We start from the raw sequence: 17,903 nt of genomic DNA, 5'->3' as shown, positions 1-17,903 counted from the left end.
ATATCAGGTTCAAACGTTGGGGTGTTTTTACACTATCTGTCAGTCAGCATCAGAGCCTGAAGTTCAGGTTCATCCCCTGCAAGACCGATGGCATAAATGGTATACATCATGCTCGGCTCAAAGGTCACATCCGGTACAGTAAGTACGACATCAGGGCTTCCGGCAACTCTGACTTGAAGCGTATATGTTCTGGGTGGAGCCGGAATATAGGGGGTTCGTTGTGTAAATGCCACGTCACTGAAAAGCAGCCTCCCGGTGGGGAGTGTCACATCAACAGCCGGTGCGTTGGGAGAAAGGTGTACGAATCGAACCATTGGGGTGCCTGCTTCCATAACCAAATCCGAATCAGGAATGGCCAGAAGCTGCAAATTGTCCATGGTTCCAATGGCAGCAACTGTTGCGTTTGCATTCTCTTCCAAAGTGAGCGTGTTGCTCAATACAGGATTTTCTTGTGTGCCCGCAGCATAGACGGTTATGATGTAATCCCCAGGAGCCGCAGCAATATAATCCGTGCTTTCACCAAAAGCCAGATCGGCTGCGATCAGATCATCATTGGCATACACATCTACATTGGGAGCATCGGGAACTGCATGCAGAACGCGGATATAACCCGTTGTGGGCGTTCTGTGGAATTGCATCCCATAGTCGTCGTTTGTGTTAGAATACATTCTATCACCTCCACATATGATATTTAATTTTTATGATCCTTAATAACATATGCGGTATTTATGGATATGTTCCTATTCAGGTGAGTTGATCCTTGTCTAGAAGTTCTCACCTGTTTCTAATCCTTTGATCCCTCTAAACCAATGAAATTCCAGCTATTGCAGCCCCATGTCTTCAGCGACTTTCTTCAAGTGCAAGATCTCGGTCTTGTCTTTAAATTTCAGTATAACAAGGTCTTCCTCCGTAAAGGGATCCACAGATCCATCCTCCTTAAAATGCTGTATTCCATGGGAAAACTGGTTTGGATATTGTCCCTGATCATCAAGTATGCTGCTGTAGCACTCTCTAAAGGAGAATGCCGAATTGGGAAAGCTGCTTCGATCTCTCCAGGGAGTGAGCACCATACCGTTGGTCAATTCAAAATTAATACGAAGCGCACCATCTTCGACAGCATAGGAGATCTTCATATCTTTGGAATCCACCATCCATCCGATTGCGAAGAAATAAAAATAGCAGATCGCAGCAAAGGCACAGACCGCAAGCGTAATCAAAACAGACTGAAAAATTCTACGATTTAATTTCTTAAATGGCCTTATTGCAGTCTTTACCTCATCCGAATTCAACTTCGAGCGATCAGGTTGAAGTTCTCCTCTCATCTGTTCACATACGGCAGCACAATTGGGGCACGTCTTAAAATGCTCCTCCACTTCATGGTTGCTTTCATCACTTGTCAGACCGTCTATATAGCTTGGAATTAAATCTTGTATAATTTCACACTTCATTTTTTATGTCCTTTCACAATTCTCTGTTTTGCACGATAAAAAGTGACTCTCGCCCAGTTTTCATTTTTTTCAAATATTTCTCCGATTTCACGGAAGCTAAACGCTCCTGTAATGCGAAGTAAAATGACCTCCTTTGATGTCACATCCAAAACGTGAACTGCTTTGAAGAGTTCCATTTTCTCCATTGAAAGTCCTGTTTGCTCTTCAGGTGTCAGGTCATCTGAAACGAAATGATCCTCCAAAAGCACTGTCCCTTTTCGTTTCCTCCGATCCAGCTCCTGATACCACAGATGTTTTGCAATCTGACAGAGCCACGTTGAAATCTTGCAGCTGCCATCATACCTTTTGGATGACTTTATCGCCTGAAAAACGGTTTCTTGGGTAAGCTCCTCTGCAAGGTTCGCGTCACTGCAAAGACTCATGAGATATTTATAAATGATTTGGGCGTATTCCTGATAGATATCCTCTGTTTCAAACATATACGACCCTCCTTCACTGCATAAATCCAATCTAACAAAATTTCGTTACAAAAAATAAAAAGAAAAAGTGTGAATAAGGAATCAAAGATTCCTCTTCACACATTTCAATCTCAAAAAGATACGCTAGTACCGTTCTAAAAACTATGATACGCTGGTTATCCGGCCTGTATTGCCAGCATGACAGCCCAGACTACAATGGGCATCGTAATGACGGACAGAAAATTGGTCAGCACTACACCCTTGCTGGCAAGTTGATCATCAAGCCCGTAGTTCATCGCAAATGCTCCCGCCGTCAAAGCAGCTGGTGTACCCAGCAGGATTGCCGGGATCGCAATCAAATACTGATTTAAATGAAACAGCGGAAGAATGAGCAGCACCGCAGCAGGCAGCAGGATCAGCCTCAGGAAACTGACGACCCAAATGTCAACAGGCCGAATAAGCTCTCGAAAAGGAATCTGAGCAAGACTGATTCCGGTAACGATTAGTGCCAGCGGAATCGTCATATCACTGACCATCTGCATAGGCCTCAGAATCACATAAGGCAGCGTCAACTGGAAGGAAAACATAGCAAACCCTATGATTGTTGCAATTAGACCGGGATTCAGGAGGCTTTTCCAAACGTCTTTCAATGCCCCTTTTTGCAAAATAGCAATCCCGTAAGAAAACATTAGGAAAATATAAAACATGTTGAAGACTGCAGCATAAAATACGCCCACACCCCCATAGATTGCATTCACCACCGGAAATCCCATAAAGGAACAGTTTCCAAAGACAAAAATCCACTTTAGAACAGCAGACTTCTCATGAGGCTTATTGGTTTTTCGTCCCCACCATTCAGCAAAAAACAAAATAACAGCATAAGCAACAATGGAAATTCCGATTAGGATCAAACTGTTGTGCATTAGCTCTTTTGTAAACTCTCGATTCATTGATACGATGATCAATAAAGGAAATGTAATTTTTATGACAAGAGTACTCATCATCTGGGAAGACTGTTTGTTAAACAGCTTGATCTTATAGCAGACAAAGCCCAGCAGCATTAGAAGAATTAGTGCAATAATTTCATTGATAACATTAAAGTAGTTCATTGTAGCCTTTCTTTGCTTACCGCGGGATCTGAAGGGTTCCGCAGGTTTTTCTTATCGTGATGTGAATGTAACAATTATTTTTATTTGGCAATTTTTCAGCCCAAAGTTCCGTTTTTTAGATTTGAATCGTGAGTAAATCCTCACTCTTATCTTTCATGAAGTTGCAGGAATCATATACACCCTGGTTGTAAAATTCAGGCGCCAGCTCCTCAATGATAAAATCAAGAAATAGGGCCGCAGCTAAATCCCCCAGTTCTTCATCTCTTTCGTTCAGATAATAGCGCTTTATTTCCGTAATCATATGATCCTTCGTTTCTTTGGATAATTTAATCCTTTGTTGATTCTTCTTCATCGTTTTCCTCCATGTCCTCCAGGTTAAACTGAGCGAGGGGTTCTCCTTTATATTTTATGATTAATACAGCATCCAAAGCACGATCCAGAAGCTCCTTCTTCTGCTCTTCAGAAAGGGCGATACGTTCATTCAAACTCGAGGTTTCATATGGCTGGAGATCATATGAGAATATGATTTCACACTCCTCCTCAGAGTTGAAAAAATCACCTTTCGTCATTATCCCAAAACCCGCATCAGACACTCCGTCAACCCCATTGTTAGGATGACCGGTAATTTGGTTCATGATACTGCTTAGCCGGTCTCCAGGGACCATTTGTAGATCGACCATTCCCATACGGTAAAAATCTCCAGTCTGGGATTTTGCTGCATTTTTGATCATAAACTCGTAAAATAATTCCTCAGGAGCCTGTTCTGTGCTGCCTTCTTCACTGTTAGTGAGCCAACCGGCGGAAATACGGGTATTTACCTTAACCAATTGTAAATCTGGTTTTACAAGATTAAGTTCGCTGAAATAATAGCTTGGAACCTGAATCCCTGATAATTGTTTCTTAAGAATCTCTAAGAAATCGATCTTATGAACGATTTCTCTAACCCGCTGCAGTTGTATCTGCTGTATTCGATCATCCGATTCAACCGTCACTGTTGCGTAAGCGTTATCTGCACCATCTCCTGCAGGGCTTCCGTAAATTGTCATTGCTTGATAGAAATTTTCTGGCTTTGCCAGAAATCCTACAAGTTCTGATTTGGAAGACGACTTGCCTCCACCCAAGCGAAACACCGTTTTTTCCAGTGGTTCATCATAGTTTTGTTCTTCATAACCGCCACTGCCAAAGCTGTCCTTGTAACTGATCTTCATATTTTTAACTTCTGCTAGCTCCGCGAGGTCTTTCTTAAAGGTTACAGTAATCAGATTTGATTTCGACCTCTTAGCATATTGTTTTCCGTTTTCTTCCGGAAACGTAGTGGTAAAGGTGATCCGATAATCCACATCCCACTCATCGTTTTCTCCCTTGAGCAAATAATTGCGCTCACTGGAAACGTCATGAGAACATCCCATCAACAGAATTCCTGTCAGGCACAAAGAAAAAGCCAGAATAAAGGCTCGGGCCATGTTCATCATAAGCATACCCTTCCTTTCAGATTCGATAGAACACATTTTTTCTTCTTATGGCTTCCTTGATATGAGACCCTTCATTAATATGTACGAGCTGGTGCCTTGTTATGGGCATCAGTATAATACCGGCAACATCCTTCTTCCCCCAAAAATCCAGCAGCCAGATGCTTTCGGGATGCTCGGTTACCCCTTGTACATCCCGTATCCTTGCAAGATCTTCACGCTTGATTTTTCTCTTCATATCCTCGGCTTTAAGGTTTTTCAAGATTTCTTGCGTCTTTGCACCGACAGCAATCCGATATTCTTTTAATATCACCGGATCGATACTTTTGCTGAATTCCATGATCTCATCATCAGTCATTGCGTTTCCAGTATCTGTTACCTGCGTATGCAGACGAGATAACCACCGCGAATTCAGAACCTGTTCCGATTCGTTGACCAATAGATTCATTGTTAGATCTTCAATCCTGGTTATGTGCCAGATATCCCATGCAATGGTTACATCTTTCTCCGTCGGCATAATGGCAAATTCATTCCGCTCCAGACCATCCCACAACTGATCCATCAGCGTCTCTTCGCATTTACTCATTTCTGCAAAATGTACTGACTGATGCATGTTGAGAAAAAGCTCCTGTGCATCAGGATACCGCTCCGGCTTTCGTATGATCTCTTTCAGCTGTTTTTGTTTTACATTCCATTCAGACGTAATACTCATTGATCTCTCCCATTCTGTTGGCCGAATCTTGAAGTTTCCCAAAGCGTATTTGGATTATTCTTTTTCGCTTACCGAATTGAACCATTTATTTTGCCCAGTTCATTGCAAGCTCCACTTCACCGGTATTTTCATCAACTTGTACCTTGACAACATCAAAGCCTTCCCTCACATAGAACTCAACTGCCCTTATATTCTTTTTGTATACATGTAATGATAATTCAGAATGACTTTCCATCACATAGTTAAGCAGTGCTTTTCCGATCCCTTTGGATTGACCGTCTGCTTTTACAAAGATTCCGGCAATGTACTGGTCCATTAGTCCTATAAATCCTTGAACGATATGGTTCTGCTCATAGACAAATACCTCTGAATCAGGCAGCATTTCCTTAACAAGTTCAAAATTGCCTTCCCAGTAACTTCGTTCTATAAAATCATGGGCTTTTACGTTGGTTTCAAGCCAGATGTTCATCACGAGATCTGTTTCATTTTGTTCGACTTTTCTGATCATTTTTGCTCGCCTTCCATCCCATCGAGCTTCTCGTCGTTAAGAGAAGGAAGCCCAATCCTTTGCTTTCTTTCATTCAAGTTCAGATACAGGATCGTTGGGGCAATTCCATAAATGGGGGCAGTCAGCACTTGAAAGACCATTTGAATCACAACCAGTAAAATCGCTGTAGCAAGTCCAAAATTGCTTTCTGACACTTGAACCAAGCTCTGAGAAAGTAGTATGATAACTCCTTCCGCTACAATCAGCACAGTTAGAACTTGCCAGAAATTACCCTTTACCAACAGCTTGCTGTTTTTGAACTCACGATTCGTTCCAAGAAGGATTGCTTCAGGAATAGCCATAGAATATCTAGCGGCAAGAAATACCAGTGGTATCGCTAACAGAACGATCACTCCATATTTTATAGCAGTATTGTGGATCAGCTCATAAGATATACCGATTCCTATAGCGGGAAGGATCAAAATTAAGCCATAGAGGAGTGAAACTGCAAAATACGTTCCGGCCAAACCTTTTGTTTGGTGATAGGATTCCTTCACGGTCCGTTTCCTTCCTTCAAATAGATCTCTTGTCAGAAGAATGATCCCCGCATTCGCTCGAAATAAATAGTAAAGCGATGCCAGCGATAAAAGAAACAAAATGATTGCTGCAGGAAGCGAATAGAATACGATTACTTCCGTCGCAGCCATCCCAAGCAGTGAAATTATTGTAAGCAATGACAGCACCAAAAACTGGCGCCATCCAGCCCTATAGGCGAAAATTATTTGCTTTAGCACGGTACCGATTTTCAATTTCTGCCCAGTGTTGAGCAGCTGTTCCTCATCACTAAAAGTCCCTTTGTTTTCGTTATCATAGTTCACGATAATTTTCCCCCTTAATCTAATCCGAATACCATATTATACCATATATTATTTCAATTTGTTACCGCATTTTCTGCAATAATGATCCGTATCATCGTATATGGCCTCGCAGTTCAGACATCTCTTTGCCATGCTGAGTCTTGCATTCTGTGCCAGTTCGTAGGAGATGATACCTGTCGGGACAGCCAAAACACCATATGCTGTTATCATCAGCACACTTGCCAGAAACTTTCCAAAGCCTGTCTGGGGAGAGATATCCCCATAGCCAACCGTGGAAATTGTCACGATAGCCCAATACATGGATTCAGGAATGCTTGCGTACCCGTTTTCGGGGCCTTCAACTACATACATCAGTGTTCCGACTATGGTAACAATTGAAAAAATTGCAATGATAAATACGACAATCTTTGGCCCGCTGGCTTGTAGGGAACGAAGCAGCAATCTGGATTCTCCAACATAACGAAACATTCTAAGTATCCGGAAGATTCGCAATAAGCGGAAGATCCTGACTGAAATGAGGTAATTCGCAGCCGGAAGGAAAAATCCAATGAACACCGGCAGAATCGCCATCAAGTCAATAATACCGAAAAAACTCCTAATATATCTGAGTCTTCGGTTTGAACAAAAGATACGAAGAACATACTCGATCGAAAAGCAGGTGAAGAAAAAGATATCTCCATATGCCATGATCGTACCATATTGTTCTTGAAGCTCCGGAACACTAGCTGCCATAAGAAGCATGCTGCTGCAGGCAATTGCAATAATCAGTACAATATCAAAGGCCTTACCAGCTGGCGTTGCTGATTCAAAAATGATGTCATGCAGTTTATCTTTCCATTTGTCTATCTTACTCATAAATCCCCATGCGTTTCTTCAAGGCTGTTTTCACGGACATTTTCCGGTTTAGCCTGCTTCGTTTAAAATTAAGTTCTTATAGTTATAGCCTGTTAATTCAAATCCTCAGGAGCAGCTGCCGGTCAAAAGTATTGTAATCAAAAAAATAATAGATTTCTGCTCAGTCCCCAATCCCTGCCACTGGGGATAGAATAGATTTAAATGTTTCTCTATCATTGGACTCCCCTTTCAGTATTTTGTTCTATGCTCTTCTCTTTTTGATCATCTCTTGAATCTGGCTTACTAATTCGGAAGAATTATGAATCTTATACCCTCCCCTGTCAGCACTGTCGTATACAACATTGACACTGCCAAGTGAAATATGTTTCAAATCACCGTGATCAAAATACCCGATGTCGATATCGCCTACTGCTGCTTGATAAGGTGCAAAATCATATGGCAACCTACTTCGTTTATAGTTACTCAGAATTTGTGCCAGTATCTCACAATCGATATGATCAGTGAAATCCTGGTCTTCATATTTACTGTTCAGTACACTCACCCGTTGGATCTGCACTTCGGCCATATCTTTTGCAATAGGAGCAGTAGTTGAGAAATAGAGAATGCTTACAATGATGATGAAAAGGGTGATTCCGGCTATTCCTAGTTTTTTCTTCATTGAGTCGACCTCCTTATTGCCTGCTAAAGATATGATCAGCGGTTCTTAAATTTACCTAAAAGGGTTGCCTGTTGTAAAATATGCCCCTCCATTTGATTCAAAAGATCCCGCTTTCTGCTTTTGGGACTCAAATCTATTTTACAATCCAATACATAAACAGTAAACACATATGTATGAAAGGCATTCAACGGTGGTTTCGGGCCTTTATACCTATTTCTGCCGTAAGCAATTCCCTGTATGGCCCCGCCCAGGCTGTCCACAGTTGCACCCCGCGGTATGCCTTCCTTAATAATCTCTTGTACAGGAATATTCCAGATCACCCAGTGGTTATAGTTTGGAAATAACGGATGGGACGCATCATCACACGTTATGGCGATGGACTCTGCATGATCAACGATGCCCTCCAATTCAAAATCCGGCGATAAATCCTCCCCGCGGGCAGTGTATCTGATTGGTATAAGGCCGCCTTCTTCAAAGGCGTTGCTCTTAACGGTCAATGGTTGCATGTTTGTTGTCCTCCGTGGAAATTCTATAACCATACAGCCCAGTCCCCAAAATCAAAAGTTCCGCTGCCATGATGCAGCTGCCCTCCAGCTTGGAGGTTGCGGAAAGCATCACGCATCCGGCTCAGGATTTCTGGCTGAATATCCAGCGTGTGATGTGCCGGGAAAACGCGTTTCACCGGCAATGCAGAAATCCTCTCCAAAGAAACGAGATAAGCCTTTGGATCTGTGGATGGATAGTATGCAAACAAGGTGTCTTTATAGACCAAATCACCTGTAAAAATATAACCTCGTTGCTCTTCCCAAAAGCACATATGTCCCGGGGAATGTCCAGGTGTGTGGAGAATCTGAATGCGGCGGTTCCCAAGGTCAATTACTTCACAATCTTGCAGTACCTTTGTCGGCGTCCCCTGAAAGAATTCATAACGGTTGACATCATAGCCTTCCGGAAGGTCGCAGCGGTCAACGACCATATCTTTGATCTGTTCCATGGTAAGAGGGAACTCACCGCTGAGCCAATTGAGTTCATCCTTATGCGCATAAAAATCCGGGAAATATTTGTGGCCTCCGACATGATCCCAATGAATATGTGTGGCGATGGCCGTAATCGGCTTGTCTGCCAGTTTCTTCACTTCATCATGAATGTTACAGATTCCGAGTCCAGTATCAATCAGCAGGCTGCGCTCAGAGCCGTTCAGAAGGTAACAGTGCGTTTCTTCCCAATGCCGGTATTCGCTGATGATGTATGTATCCGCGTCAATGCGGTCTATTGTAAACCAATCATGCATATATTGATTCCTTTCCAATAATTGTACAGTTATTTTATATTCGGCTTTCGCTTGATCCGCAGAAGCTTTTCCATATCAGAAAACAGAGAGGTATCTGTCAACTCAAACATCACCCATTTTCCATCGTGATAGGTTGTAGCATCATCATAGATTTTCTGCACCTCCAGAGAATAATCACTCCTGGCTTCTTCAAATTTTTCCCGTTCCTCTTTTCCAAAAATGATCATGAAGCCGAAAACATTTTCTTTCGCATATAAAGCACATAAGGTTTTTCCGCCTCTTCGATATTTATATTCATACGTCCACTTCTTGCCGCCATGATTCCAAAAACGGTCCATCTCATACCTTGATTCAATCCGTTCACACAGCGCGTTCCAAACATCAAATAATGGTTGTCCTATCAAACAAACCATCTCTTCCTTTGTCGGTGCTTTTTCCAGCATGATCGATTCCCCCTTAACCTCTTTTGAATTCTCTCTTGATAAAACAATCGTTTTCATAAGCCAATAAATGGAATTGATTAGTCTTGTAAATGCTTTCTATTTTTCCATGATTCTAACAGAACGGATCATCATTACGATCTTTGTTCCAGATATATTCAATACCCGTCGAGATCCTTTCCGCAGCCTCCATTCCTATTATATCACCAATAAATCCCAAAGTCATATCTATGCCGGCGGATACCCCTGATGAAGTGTAGTATTTACCGTCGGCAACCCATCTTGCTTTTCTGATCCATTGAACCTCTTGATCCAGATTCGCAACCCAATCGAACGCCATCTTATTGGTGGTAGCTTTTCTGTTCTTAAGCAGACCAGTCCTTGCCAATAAAGCCGCACCAGTACAAACAGTCAGCACAAATTGGGCACGGTTTGAGATCTGTTTTAGTATCTGAATGAAAGCTTGATTGTTCACTTCACTTCTGGTTCCAATGCCGCCTGGTATAAGCAGAACATCCAGTTCATTCAGTCCATTAAGTTCAGTAATTGGAAGAGTCTGCACTTTGACATTTTGACTGCTCGTTACAAGGCCCCCATGTTCTGAATAGAATTCAATACGATAGTGCTGATTCAGTTTGCCCATTACTTCTACCGGTCCAAAAACATCCAAGGTTTCAAAATCATGAAATAAAATTACACAAAAGTTCTTCACTGATATCACTCCCTCAACGAATTTTCTAATCTATTATACAGCACTCTTATGCCAAATTAGAAAAGGCCATCTACCATGAGCACAGCCAAATTCAGGATAGAATTCTCCTGATACAGATCAACGTCTAAAAGTGCTTATACCTCGTATAACGCACCGAATTTATCATTGAGATACGCGATAAAGTATTTCGCGCTCAGCTCCTCACCAGTAACTTTTTTGATTAATTCCGCAGGCTTTAAGGTTGCACCATACTGATGAACGTTTTCCTTTAACCATTTGGTAATCGATGCAAAGTCTCCGCTGCAGATTTTTTGATTCCAATCCGGAACTTCCTCTTTCAGCTTATTGAAAATTTGAGATCCATACAGGTTGCCAAGGGCATAGGTTGGAAAATATCCGAAATCTCCGCCGGACCAATGAACATCCTGCAAGATTCCTTCCGCATCGTTTTCCGGCGTTACACCCAGATACTCCTTATATTTTTCATTCCAAAGCCTCGGAACGTCATCAATGTCAACCTCACCATCAATCAGGAGCTTTTCCATTTCATATCGAATGATGACATGTAGGCTATACGTTAATTCATCTGCATCAATCCTGATTAAAGATGACTCCACGCAGTTGATTGCCCGATAAAACGACATCAGTTCAACTCCATTGAGCTCTGGATAGGCATTCTGAAATTCCGGGTAGAAATAGCTCCAAAACGCCTTGCTCTTTCCAAGAATATTCTCATAAAACCGTGATTGAGATTCGTGCATGCCCATGGATGCTCCGGAAGCTAAAGAAGTTCCTGTAAGTTCGTCCGAAACATTTTGTTCGTAGATTCCATGGCCGCCTTCGTGGATCATTGAAAAGATGGCTGGTCTGAAATCAGAAGGATCGTATTTTGTGGTTATCCTGACGTCCTTGTTCCCGAAGTTGGTCGTAAAGGGATGCTCCGATTCATCGATTCTTCCTCTTTTTTCATAGTCATACCCGATTTTACCTAAAATGGATTCCCCTAGCTTTCTCTGGCTTTCAACCGAGTAATTCCCTTTCAAGAAAGCATCGTCGGTTTTGATCTTTGAATTATTAATTCTTTGAAGCAACGAAACCAGTGATTCTCTCAATTCTCCAAAGACAACATCAAGCCGTTCTGTCGTCATTCCCGGTTCATAGAGATCCAAAAGGCCGTCGTACTTATTACCCACAAACCCCCAGTATTCGGAGAACTTTTTATTATACGCAATCATTTTAGCAAGATGAGGCTTGAAAATTGAGAAGTCCTTTTTCTTTTTGGCTTCCTCCCATGCACTTTGAGAGAGTGCCTTATCGATTTCATACTGAACGTATTCCGGCTCGGGAATTTTCATTGCGTGGTCATACTCTTTTCTGATATTTTCTACCATGGCCTTTGTCAAATCATCTAAATCATCCTTACCATGAAAATAATCAATGAACGCTTTCATGGTTTCTGAGGTTGTAAGCTTGTAGCTCTCGCCTGATAAGTATCCCATCATTTCGCTTCTGTATTCTATTGCTTCTTTCGGCATATAAATAGCGCTGTCCCAGTGCAATAACGCAATTGTACTGCTAAGATACTCTATTTTTTTTAAATATTCTTTTAGTTCTTCAATCTTTGTAATTGTTTCTTGATTCATTTTTGACCCTGCATGATTATTGTAAAGCCAATAATCATCCTATCCTTTCTTTTTTTATCGCGTAGTTTATCCTATGTAACCTGTGATGATATTGATGGGCTATCCAACAATCGCAAAGGTTGCCAGTGCAGTGTTCGTAAGTAATCCATTGCTTTTCAATCTGCATTCGCCAGAAACTGTGATCAGAGTTCGCCCTAAAGAGGTTGCTTTTGCAGTTATCATAATGGTGTCATCCTTTGGAATTGGCTTGATATAGTTTAAGGATATATTGATAGAAACAGTGGATTTTCCGCCGGAAAGATGTGAGGCAAAAATACCGAGTGCCTCATCAAAAGCGGCAGCGATGAACCCCGCATGCATCGTATCATGCTCATTCAGTTGATATTTCTGCACAGGAAAGCCTAGTGTAATCGTTTGTTCCGTTTTGTTAAAGTCCACCAGTTCTGGGTTCATCAGCTTGCTTACACGGCTATTCTCCTTAAATGTACAAATGAGTTCCCTAACGTCCTGTTCAAAATTTTCTTGTTCTAATATATCGTTTAATCTACTCATTCAAGTTACCTCCTTATAGAATATAGTATTATCCGCTATAACGCATGAGTATTAATGTTTTACCAGCAGTAGTACAACCGCAAAATACAGTGCACAGGTGACCACTACGATTCCCGTATTGATCAAGATCAATACCAATTTTGATTTTCCTTTTAAATTGAAACTTGTCAATGTATCATTTTGCAGTAGCAGCCTTAGTACAAAGATGCTGATGATGATACCGATTATAATCGGAATATTATTCACTTTCGCCGCTGACAGCGACATTTCATAAAAGCCAGCGATTGAATCACCATATAACAAAACAACTCCTAGTATAATGCATTCAATGATACTCTTATAAAGTAGGTATAGAAAACTGCTTGTGATCCCATACCAAGCGAAGGGCCTCTCTCGAAGAAATTCGACCCCGAGATATATGATACAAACATAAGGTAGTAACATCATGATCGATATCGCATTAATTAAAATCTTCGGCTCAATTCCAACCACAGCAATGATAAACATCAATATTTTGATAGCCGAATATAAAACTTGAAGCCCTACTACAATTGACAGCAGATGCTCTTTGATGAGAAATCTCAGCCCCATCTCTGTCTTGCCGGTTGCTGATTCATCAATGTTCAATAATGTTTGTATGTATTTTTCAATCTTGTGATCATCAAGCCTTCGGACCTCCTCATTAACTTCTTCCTGAACGTCTGCCAAAAGAGAGATGCAATCACTGCATTCATCACAGTATTCAAAAAAATCACTGAACCAAACGGTCTGAACCCACTCGGCAAATTTCTCCTCTGTAATATTCTTTAACTGATAATTTTCTAGTACCGCGATTATATGGCGAGGTAAGATTCGGACTTTTTGCTCTTGATGATCCTGATCGTCGGAAATATCGATGTCATTACAGCATAACTCTGATTTCGAGATCTTAAGATCTCGAAACATCTCTAATCGCTGGCAGTGCTAGGAATTATAAGTAAATTTCCATCAAAGCGATTAACGTGACGACCGCTATAGATATGTTTTTCGAAACGTCTGCTTGTAGTGTGCGCCACTTTTCCAGTAAATAATTAGCACAATCAGAAATGATAAGGTTTGAGCGATTGAAATTCGAATCACTTGCAACTCATCCATACCGGAGGAGGTTACGACATGCAGAAGATTAATCACCGTGTTGTTCGTAAAATGGTCAGCCATAGACATCCATACAGAGCCGGTAATTTTCGTTAGTAAACAAAATTTCACTCCCGCTATTCCTGTTGTTAAAATCAACAGGAGTGCAGATAGTACCGTCCCGGCAACACTCATTTCTCCATCCAAAAGGCTTCTAATTGGAGCGGCGATATGCCAAATTCCAAAAAGGACGGATGACAAAATAGTCGCTTTTATAAATGGATATTTTATTTCTGCAAGCTTAACAAATAGTCCACGAAAAATACCTTCTTCCATAATTACATTGATGATGTTTCCTGCAATGCAAATTACAAAAAACATGAGACTGCTTTGGATCGCTCGATTGCCTTCAATAGAGTAGCTCGTCAAAAAGATCTGAAAGGAGGGGCTGTCACCCTTTAGAAGTATAAAGTATTCTATTCCATAAGAGATACTGAATACCGCGACACCAAGCAATAAACCATATAGTATTTTTTTCCCAATGGCCCTGTTAACAAAACCTGTTTCAGACCACTTGAAAGAGAAGTACCGAAAACAACTGCCAGCACAATGATACCAGTGAGTTTATGTAAGAATGCTTCACCGAAAATTGTTTGATCAGTACGAATAAAGAAATATTCAATCGCCCTGAACAAAAAACATATGATGTAAACAATAGCGATTAATTTTATTGGATTTCCTAGTTTGTTTTCTACCATCTAATTCTCCTAAAAGATTAATAATGTAACTGCTCTGCTAATATAGCTGATGAAAAAGATTATTCGATCAAGCGATGATCACAGTTTTCAGGGACTAACAGCAGACTGAATGTGAACCAATTTTTACTGGAAGGCAGAACAGCGAGGAAGCCCGGTTACAGGCTTCCCTATTGTTCACAATAAATAGCTGATTAAAGCCATAGCTGGTCAGCTTCTCCATTCATGATCTGTTGCAGATGCTGCTGCACCTTATCGAAGGGCCAGTCCCACCACTGAAGCTGCAGTAATTTCATGATGACATCATCATCAAAGCGCTTCTTGATTGTTTTCGCTGGAACACCACCTACAATTGTATAGGGTGGGATATCCTTTGTTACAACTGCTCTTGATCCTACAATTGCACCATCACCAATCCGAACACCAGACAGGATCACCGCTTCATAGCCGATCCAAACATCATTGCCGATTACAATATCACCTTTGTTATCCCATGCAGAAGTGATGTTTTTCTTATCGAGATTCCACTCTTCAAAGAATATCGGAAAAGGGTAGGTGGAAAGTGATTTAAGCGTGTGATTTGCACTGGAGAAGAGGAACTTTGCTCCACATGCAATGGAACAGAACTTTCCTATTAATAACTTGTCATTATTGACAGGGTACTGATATAGTACGTTATTCTTTTCAAATAGCACCGGATCTAAAACAAAATCATGATAAATGGTATAATCACCAACAACGATATTGGGATTCGAAATTACACTTTTTAGATATACTGTTTCGAAATCATTCGTTCTCGGATATATTTTTTCTGGAATAGTCATAAAATCCTCCTATTTTATTTTTTATTTAACTATTCCAGTAACTACAATGCATCTTTTCACCTTATCACCCCTTGGTATTGTTATTTATTAGCATCTTTGATCGTATCTAGTGGTACCTTGATTTTCTTAGAATTCCCTTCCAATACACACTGAAAAAGGGAGGCTTGTTATGTGAGTAAACCATGTAGTTGGCGCTACTTTCTATGAATTATTCTTAACATATGCGGCTGTGGTTTTACTAACAACCAAATGGCCCAGCGCGAATGAAAGCACCGCAATAGTCATTGTCAATGACCTCATGGCAAGAGCTGTGAAAGCAAAGTACATTATTGGGCTGAATGCCATGGGAATGGGGATTCCAAAAATCGGTGTAAAAAGGAGCCTAAAATCATTACCGCATTTAAAATACCTGAACCAGCAATAGTAGTAAAAGCACAGCGTTATAATCATTCCCACCAATGCAATTTTGCCCGTAACCCCCGAAAAGCTTAAGCCAAACAGCAACGGAATTGCCATGATCCCCCCCTGTCCTAGTTTTTCAAGCAACTGAAACAGCATATGGGGTTTCTCTATATTGCCTTTTGGCAGATTATTCGGAGGGAAAACGACAAACATTAGATTTGGCAATACCGCCAGTATGGAGATAATTAAACCTTCTAAATGAAATCCTAGCATTGATATCCTCTACCTCATAGATTCGCTGATGGTAAGCTTAAAGGTCCGATGATATATCAGCATTCCCTTCAGGCTGTGGACTTATAGTACCAACAAGTAAAAACATTTTTCCTTCCTTTCTTATAGCAAGGAGCTTGGAGAATCAGGAATCACAATCGCTAAAATGACATAGGTTAATATGCCCACTCCAGTAATAATAAAAAACAACCGTACTACAGTGGCACTCCATCCAAAGTGATCTGCAATCCCGCCGCAGACTCCTGCGATTACCCGATCATTGCGACTTCTACACAACATCCCAGATTGACTTCCTTGGTAATAATTGTTCCTGTTGTTTCGTGACCATCTTATCGCAAGAACGATAAATATGATGGGTATCACACTTAAGATTAGTAAAGGTGAAATTGTTGTTAACATGTAAGTCCTCCCCCCTGTTCCCTTCCCTTTTTTCTATTAATGTCTAACCGCTCTTCCCTGTCCATCGTCTGTTTCTGAATAAGCTATCTCTTTAATTCTACCACATCAGGTAGAAAATGGGGATTATCATATAAGAAATGGAACTGCTTTCCAAACAAAGACCAAATACAGCGTGACTAGATAGGCTGAGAACCATAGTGAATTTAGAATCAAGCCAATCATTGGAAGTTTCCTTTTCTCATGATTGTTTCTTTTAATTATCTGTAGAATTGCTAATAATATTGCAATAATAGATATAATGGGGATGCAAAACCATATTACAACAAGTCTTTCGAACATCGCTGCAGCCTCTTGATACACCAAGCTATAATAATAAATGGCAGGCAGCGCAACAATCTGGATGATTAACCCATACAAAAACATAAAGATAGTTGCCGCATTTGAATCAACTATTTTATTAATTCTTAGTCTCATTTTCTCCCCCTCATTCCCTATGTCTTTCAAGATAAAGAAAACGTAATTTAGTTCATAGAATCCATATCACTTCGTAGAAACAATATCAACTATCACAAGCTCTGGAGGATTGAAAACTCTAGGAATGCTGGCTGTCGTCTTCGAAAGTCCACGGCTCACTATAAAGGTTTTCTCATTAAACTCGTATGCTCCGCCCGCATATTTGGGGAAATAGCCCTGATTGGGTGCGAAGAAGCCATTTACAATTCCAGGTAGCCTCCATAGACCACCATGTGCATGGCCGGATAAAATCAAATCAAAATCATGTTGCAGATAAGTGTCAATATACTCAGGGCGATGCGCCATGAAAATCGTAAATAAGGTAGAGTCAGTTTGGCTTTCAGCATCTGCTATCTGCTGAATAAAATTATCCTCTCCGATTTCTGCATCGTCAACTCCGCAAATATTGAGTGCCTGTTGGTTTATGGTAATGGTTTCGCTTTGTCCCTCAAGGACAATAACACCATATCCCTCAATCATTTTTTTTATATCATCAATCTTGCCGCTCCAATATTCATGATTTCCCGAGACATAGTAACATGGATATTTTTCTGCCGACGATTTAAGGACAATAACTGCATTTTCCTGCGGCAAATTATCGTCTACAATGTCTCCACCAAACAATATAAGATCGGGCTGCTGATCATCAATACAACGAAGAAGCGTCCTTTGCTCCTCGCCATAGTACCAGCTATGTAAATCTGCAACAAAAGCAACGCGAACATTATTTTGGATCTCATTGCTTTCAATTTCGTAATATCTGACAGTCAATCTATCATTCAAAGCAAAAACAATTAAAAATACTAAGGCAGATACTATTGTTGCAAATATAATCAGTCTTTTTCTTTTTCTAATACTCGCACGCCACAATACATAACCCTCTCTTTACTTTTT

General features: G+C 40.8%; 23 protein-coding genes and 1 pseudogene. All 24 read right to left on the bottom strand.

Going from position 1 to position 17,903, the window contains the following annotated elements; all coding sequences use genetic code 11:
- Nucleotides 1-32: 32 nt before the first annotated feature.
- The 24 genes and pseudogenes from FRZ06_03090 to FRZ06_02975 all read right to left on the bottom strand — a co-directional run bounded on the left by FRZ06_03090 (nt 33) and on the right by FRZ06_02975 (nt 17,864).
- Nucleotides 33-668, bottom strand: coding sequence for a DUF4397 domain-containing protein (locus tag FRZ06_03090; GenBank protein QOX62414.1), 636 nt, complete (start codon nt 666-668; stop codon nt 33-35).
- A 153-nt stretch (nt 669-821) separates the two neighbouring features.
- Nucleotides 822-1,448 carry a hypothetical protein gene (locus tag FRZ06_03085; GenBank protein ID QOX62413.1) on the bottom strand — a complete coding sequence of 209 codons (627 nt, stop codon included), beginning with the start codon at nt 1,446-1,448 and terminating at the stop codon, nt 822-824.
- On the bottom strand, nt 1,445-1,927 hold the full coding sequence (locus tag FRZ06_03080; GenBank protein ID QOX62412.1) for a sigma-70 family RNA polymerase sigma factor: 483 nt from the start codon (nt 1,925-1,927) through the stop codon (nt 1,445-1,447). Before FRZ06_03080 ends, FRZ06_03085 begins: the two co-directional genes overlap by 4 nt.
- 155 nt (nt 1,928-2,082) lie before the next feature.
- Nucleotides 2,083-3,015, bottom strand: coding sequence for an AEC family transporter (locus FRZ06_03075; protein QOX62411.1), 933 nt, complete (start codon nt 3,013-3,015; stop codon nt 2,083-2,085).
- 115 nt (nt 3,016-3,130) lie between these two features.
- On the bottom strand, nt 3,131-3,367 hold the full coding sequence (locus FRZ06_03070; GenBank protein QOX62410.1) for a DUF2164 domain-containing protein: 237 nt from the start codon (nt 3,365-3,367) through the stop codon (nt 3,131-3,133).
- Nucleotides 3,342-4,487 (bottom strand): hypothetical protein, encoded by a 1,146-nt coding sequence (locus FRZ06_03065; protein QOX62409.1) that lies wholly within the window; start codon nt 4,485-4,487, stop codon nt 3,342-3,344. The genes FRZ06_03070 and FRZ06_03065 overlap by 26 nt, the downstream gene beginning before the upstream one ends.
- Before the next feature lie 16 nt (nt 4,488-4,503).
- Complete coding sequence (locus tag FRZ06_03060; GenBank protein ID QOX62408.1) at nt 4,504-5,196, bottom strand: DinB family protein; 693 nt, start codon at nt 5,194-5,196, stop codon at nt 4,504-4,506.
- An 85-nt stretch (nt 5,197-5,281) separates the two neighbouring features.
- Complete coding sequence (locus tag FRZ06_03055; protein ID QOX62407.1) at nt 5,282-5,704, bottom strand: N-acetyltransferase; 423 nt, start codon at nt 5,702-5,704, stop codon at nt 5,282-5,284.
- Entirely contained in the window at nt 5,701-6,561 is an 861-nt protein-coding gene (locus FRZ06_03050; protein ID QOX62406.1) for a hypothetical protein, read from the bottom strand. The genes FRZ06_03055 and FRZ06_03050 overlap by 4 nt, the downstream gene beginning before the upstream one ends.
- Nucleotides 6,562-6,609: 48 nt before the next feature.
- On the bottom strand, nt 6,610-7,416 hold the full coding sequence (locus FRZ06_03045; GenBank protein ID QOX62405.1) for an ion transporter: 807 nt from the start codon (nt 7,414-7,416) through the stop codon (nt 6,610-6,612).
- Between the two features lie 241 nt (nt 7,417-7,657).
- A complete protein-coding gene (locus FRZ06_03040; GenBank protein ID QOX62404.1) occupies nt 7,658-8,074 on the bottom strand; it encodes a hypothetical protein in 417 nt (138 codons plus the stop codon).
- Between the two features lie 35 nt (nt 8,075-8,109).
- A complete protein-coding gene (locus FRZ06_03035; GenBank protein ID QOX62403.1) occupies nt 8,110-8,580 on the bottom strand; it encodes a YbhB/YbcL family Raf kinase inhibitor-like protein in 471 nt (156 codons plus the stop codon).
- Nucleotides 8,581-8,603: 23 nt separating this feature from the next.
- Nucleotides 8,604-9,365 (bottom strand): MBL fold metallo-hydrolase, encoded by a 762-nt coding sequence (locus FRZ06_03030; GenBank protein QOX62402.1) that lies wholly within the window; start codon nt 9,363-9,365, stop codon nt 8,604-8,606.
- A 29-nt stretch (nt 9,366-9,394) separates the two neighbouring features.
- Nucleotides 9,395-9,808 carry a DUF3788 domain-containing protein gene (locus FRZ06_03025; protein ID QOX62401.1) on the bottom strand — a complete coding sequence of 138 codons (414 nt, stop codon included), beginning with the start codon at nt 9,806-9,808 and terminating at the stop codon, nt 9,395-9,397.
- Nucleotides 9,809-9,920: 112 nt separating this feature from the next.
- Nucleotides 9,921-10,517, bottom strand: a complete 597-nt coding sequence (locus FRZ06_03020; GenBank protein ID QOX62400.1) for a DJ-1/PfpI family protein — start codon at nt 10,515-10,517, stop codon at nt 9,921-9,923.
- A 134-nt stretch (nt 10,518-10,651) separates the two neighbouring features.
- Entirely contained in the window at nt 10,652-12,160 is a 1,509-nt protein-coding gene (locus FRZ06_03015) for a carboxypeptidase M32 (protein QOX62399.1), read from the bottom strand.
- A gap of 99 nt (nt 12,161-12,259) precedes the next feature.
- Entirely contained in the window at nt 12,260-12,712 is a 453-nt protein-coding gene (locus tag FRZ06_03010; protein ID QOX62398.1) for a PaaI family thioesterase, read from the bottom strand.
- 51 nt (nt 12,713-12,763) lie between these two features.
- A complete protein-coding gene (locus FRZ06_03005; protein QOX62397.1) occupies nt 12,764-13,657 on the bottom strand; it encodes a hypothetical protein in 894 nt (297 codons plus the stop codon).
- Between the two features lie 66 nt (nt 13,658-13,723).
- A pseudogene (locus FRZ06_03000) lies at nt 13,724-14,583 on the bottom strand (CPBP family intramembrane metalloprotease).
- Between the two features lie 191 nt (nt 14,584-14,774).
- Nucleotides 14,775-15,398, bottom strand: a complete 624-nt coding sequence (locus FRZ06_02995; GenBank protein QOX65809.1) for a CatB-related O-acetyltransferase — start codon at nt 15,396-15,398, stop codon at nt 14,775-14,777.
- Between the two features lie 207 nt (nt 15,399-15,605).
- Nucleotides 15,606-16,079, bottom strand: a complete 474-nt coding sequence (locus FRZ06_02990) for a hypothetical protein (protein QOX62396.1) — start codon at nt 16,077-16,079, stop codon at nt 15,606-15,608.
- 120 nt (nt 16,080-16,199) lie between these two features.
- Nucleotides 16,200-16,376: a PspC domain-containing protein gene (locus FRZ06_02985; protein QOX62395.1), complete on the bottom strand. Its 177-nt coding sequence runs from the start codon at nt 16,374-16,376 to the stop codon at nt 16,200-16,202.
- A gap of 246 nt (nt 16,377-16,622) precedes the next feature.
- Nucleotides 16,623-16,970, bottom strand: coding sequence for a hypothetical protein (locus FRZ06_02980; GenBank protein ID QOX62394.1), 348 nt, complete (start codon nt 16,968-16,970; stop codon nt 16,623-16,625).
- A gap of 66 nt (nt 16,971-17,036) precedes the next feature.
- The gene (locus tag FRZ06_02975) at nt 17,037-17,864 is read right to left on the bottom strand and encodes a metallophosphoesterase (GenBank protein QOX65808.1); all 828 of its coding nucleotides are present in this window, start codon (nt 17,862-17,864) and stop codon (nt 17,037-17,039) included.
- Between the last annotated feature and the right edge of the window lie 39 nt (nt 17,865-17,903).

The organism is Clostridiales bacterium (assembly GCA_015243575.1).
GTDB lineage: Bacteria > Bacillota > Clostridia > Peptostreptococcales > Anaerovoracaceae > Anoxybacterium > Anoxybacterium hadale.
The sequence above is the reverse complement of the archived record's forward strand: the minus strand, read 5'-3'. Positions and strand labels throughout refer to the sequence as shown.

Excerpts from the sequence above, each read along its gene's own strand:
- FRZ06_02990 (QOX62396.1), bottom strand. The coding sequence starts at position 16,079 with ATGCTAGGATTTCATTTAGAAGGTTTAATTATCTCCATACTGGCGGTA.
- FRZ06_03065 (QOX62409.1), bottom strand. The coding sequence starts at position 4,487 with ATGATGAACATGGCCCGAGCCTTTATTCTGGCTTTTTCTTTGTGCCTG.
- FRZ06_03030 (QOX62402.1), bottom strand. The coding sequence starts at position 9,365 with ATGCATGATTGGTTTACAATAGACCGCATTGACGCGGATACATACATC.
- FRZ06_03045 (QOX62405.1), bottom strand. The coding sequence starts at position 7,416 with ATGAGTAAGATAGACAAATGGAAAGATAAACTGCATGACATCATTTTT.
- FRZ06_03025 (QOX62401.1), bottom strand. The coding sequence starts at position 9,808 with ATGCTGGAAAAAGCACCGACAAAGGAAGAGATGGTTTGTTTGATAGGA.
- FRZ06_03090 (QOX62414.1), bottom strand. The coding sequence starts at position 668 with ATGTATTCTAACACAAACGACGACTATGGGATGCAATTCCACAGAACG.
- FRZ06_03060 (QOX62408.1), bottom strand. The coding sequence starts at position 5,196 with ATGAGTATTACGTCTGAATGGAATGTAAAACAAAAACAGCTGAAAGAG.
- FRZ06_03070 (QOX62410.1), bottom strand. The coding sequence starts at position 3,367 with ATGAAGAAGAATCAACAAAGGATTAAATTATCCAAAGAAACGAAGGAT.
- FRZ06_03005 (QOX62397.1), bottom strand. The coding sequence starts at position 13,657 with ATGTTTCGAGATCTTAAGATCTCGAAATCAGAGTTATGCTGTAATGAC.
- FRZ06_02980 (QOX62394.1), bottom strand. The coding sequence starts at position 16,970 with ATGAGACTAAGAATTAATAAAATAGTTGATTCAAATGCGGCAACTATC.
- FRZ06_03055 (QOX62407.1), bottom strand. The coding sequence starts at position 5,704 with ATGATCAGAAAAGTCGAACAAAATGAAACAGATCTCGTGATGAACATC.
- FRZ06_03010 (QOX62398.1), bottom strand. The coding sequence starts at position 12,712 with ATGAGTAGATTAAACGATATATTAGAACAAGAAAATTTTGAACAGGAC.
- FRZ06_03075 (QOX62411.1), bottom strand. The coding sequence starts at position 3,015 with ATGAACTACTTTAATGTTATCAATGAAATTATTGCACTAATTCTTCTA.
- FRZ06_03040 (QOX62404.1), bottom strand. The coding sequence starts at position 8,074 with ATGAAGAAAAAACTAGGAATAGCCGGAATCACCCTTTTCATCATCATT.
- FRZ06_03085 (QOX62413.1), bottom strand. The coding sequence starts at position 1,448 with ATGAAGTGTGAAATTATACAAGATTTAATTCCAAGCTATATAGACGGT.
- FRZ06_03015 (QOX62399.1), bottom strand. The coding sequence starts at position 12,160 with ATGAATCAAGAAACAATTACAAAGATTGAAGAACTAAAAGAATATTTA.
- FRZ06_03080 (QOX62412.1), bottom strand. The coding sequence starts at position 1,927 with ATGTTTGAAACAGAGGATATCTATCAGGAATACGCCCAAATCATTTAT.
- FRZ06_03035 (QOX62403.1), bottom strand. The coding sequence starts at position 8,580 with ATGCAACCATTGACCGTTAAGAGCAACGCCTTTGAAGAAGGCGGCCTT.
- FRZ06_02985 (QOX62395.1), bottom strand. The coding sequence starts at position 16,376 with ATGTTGTGTAGAAGTCGCAATGATCGGGTAATCGCAGGAGTCTGCGGC.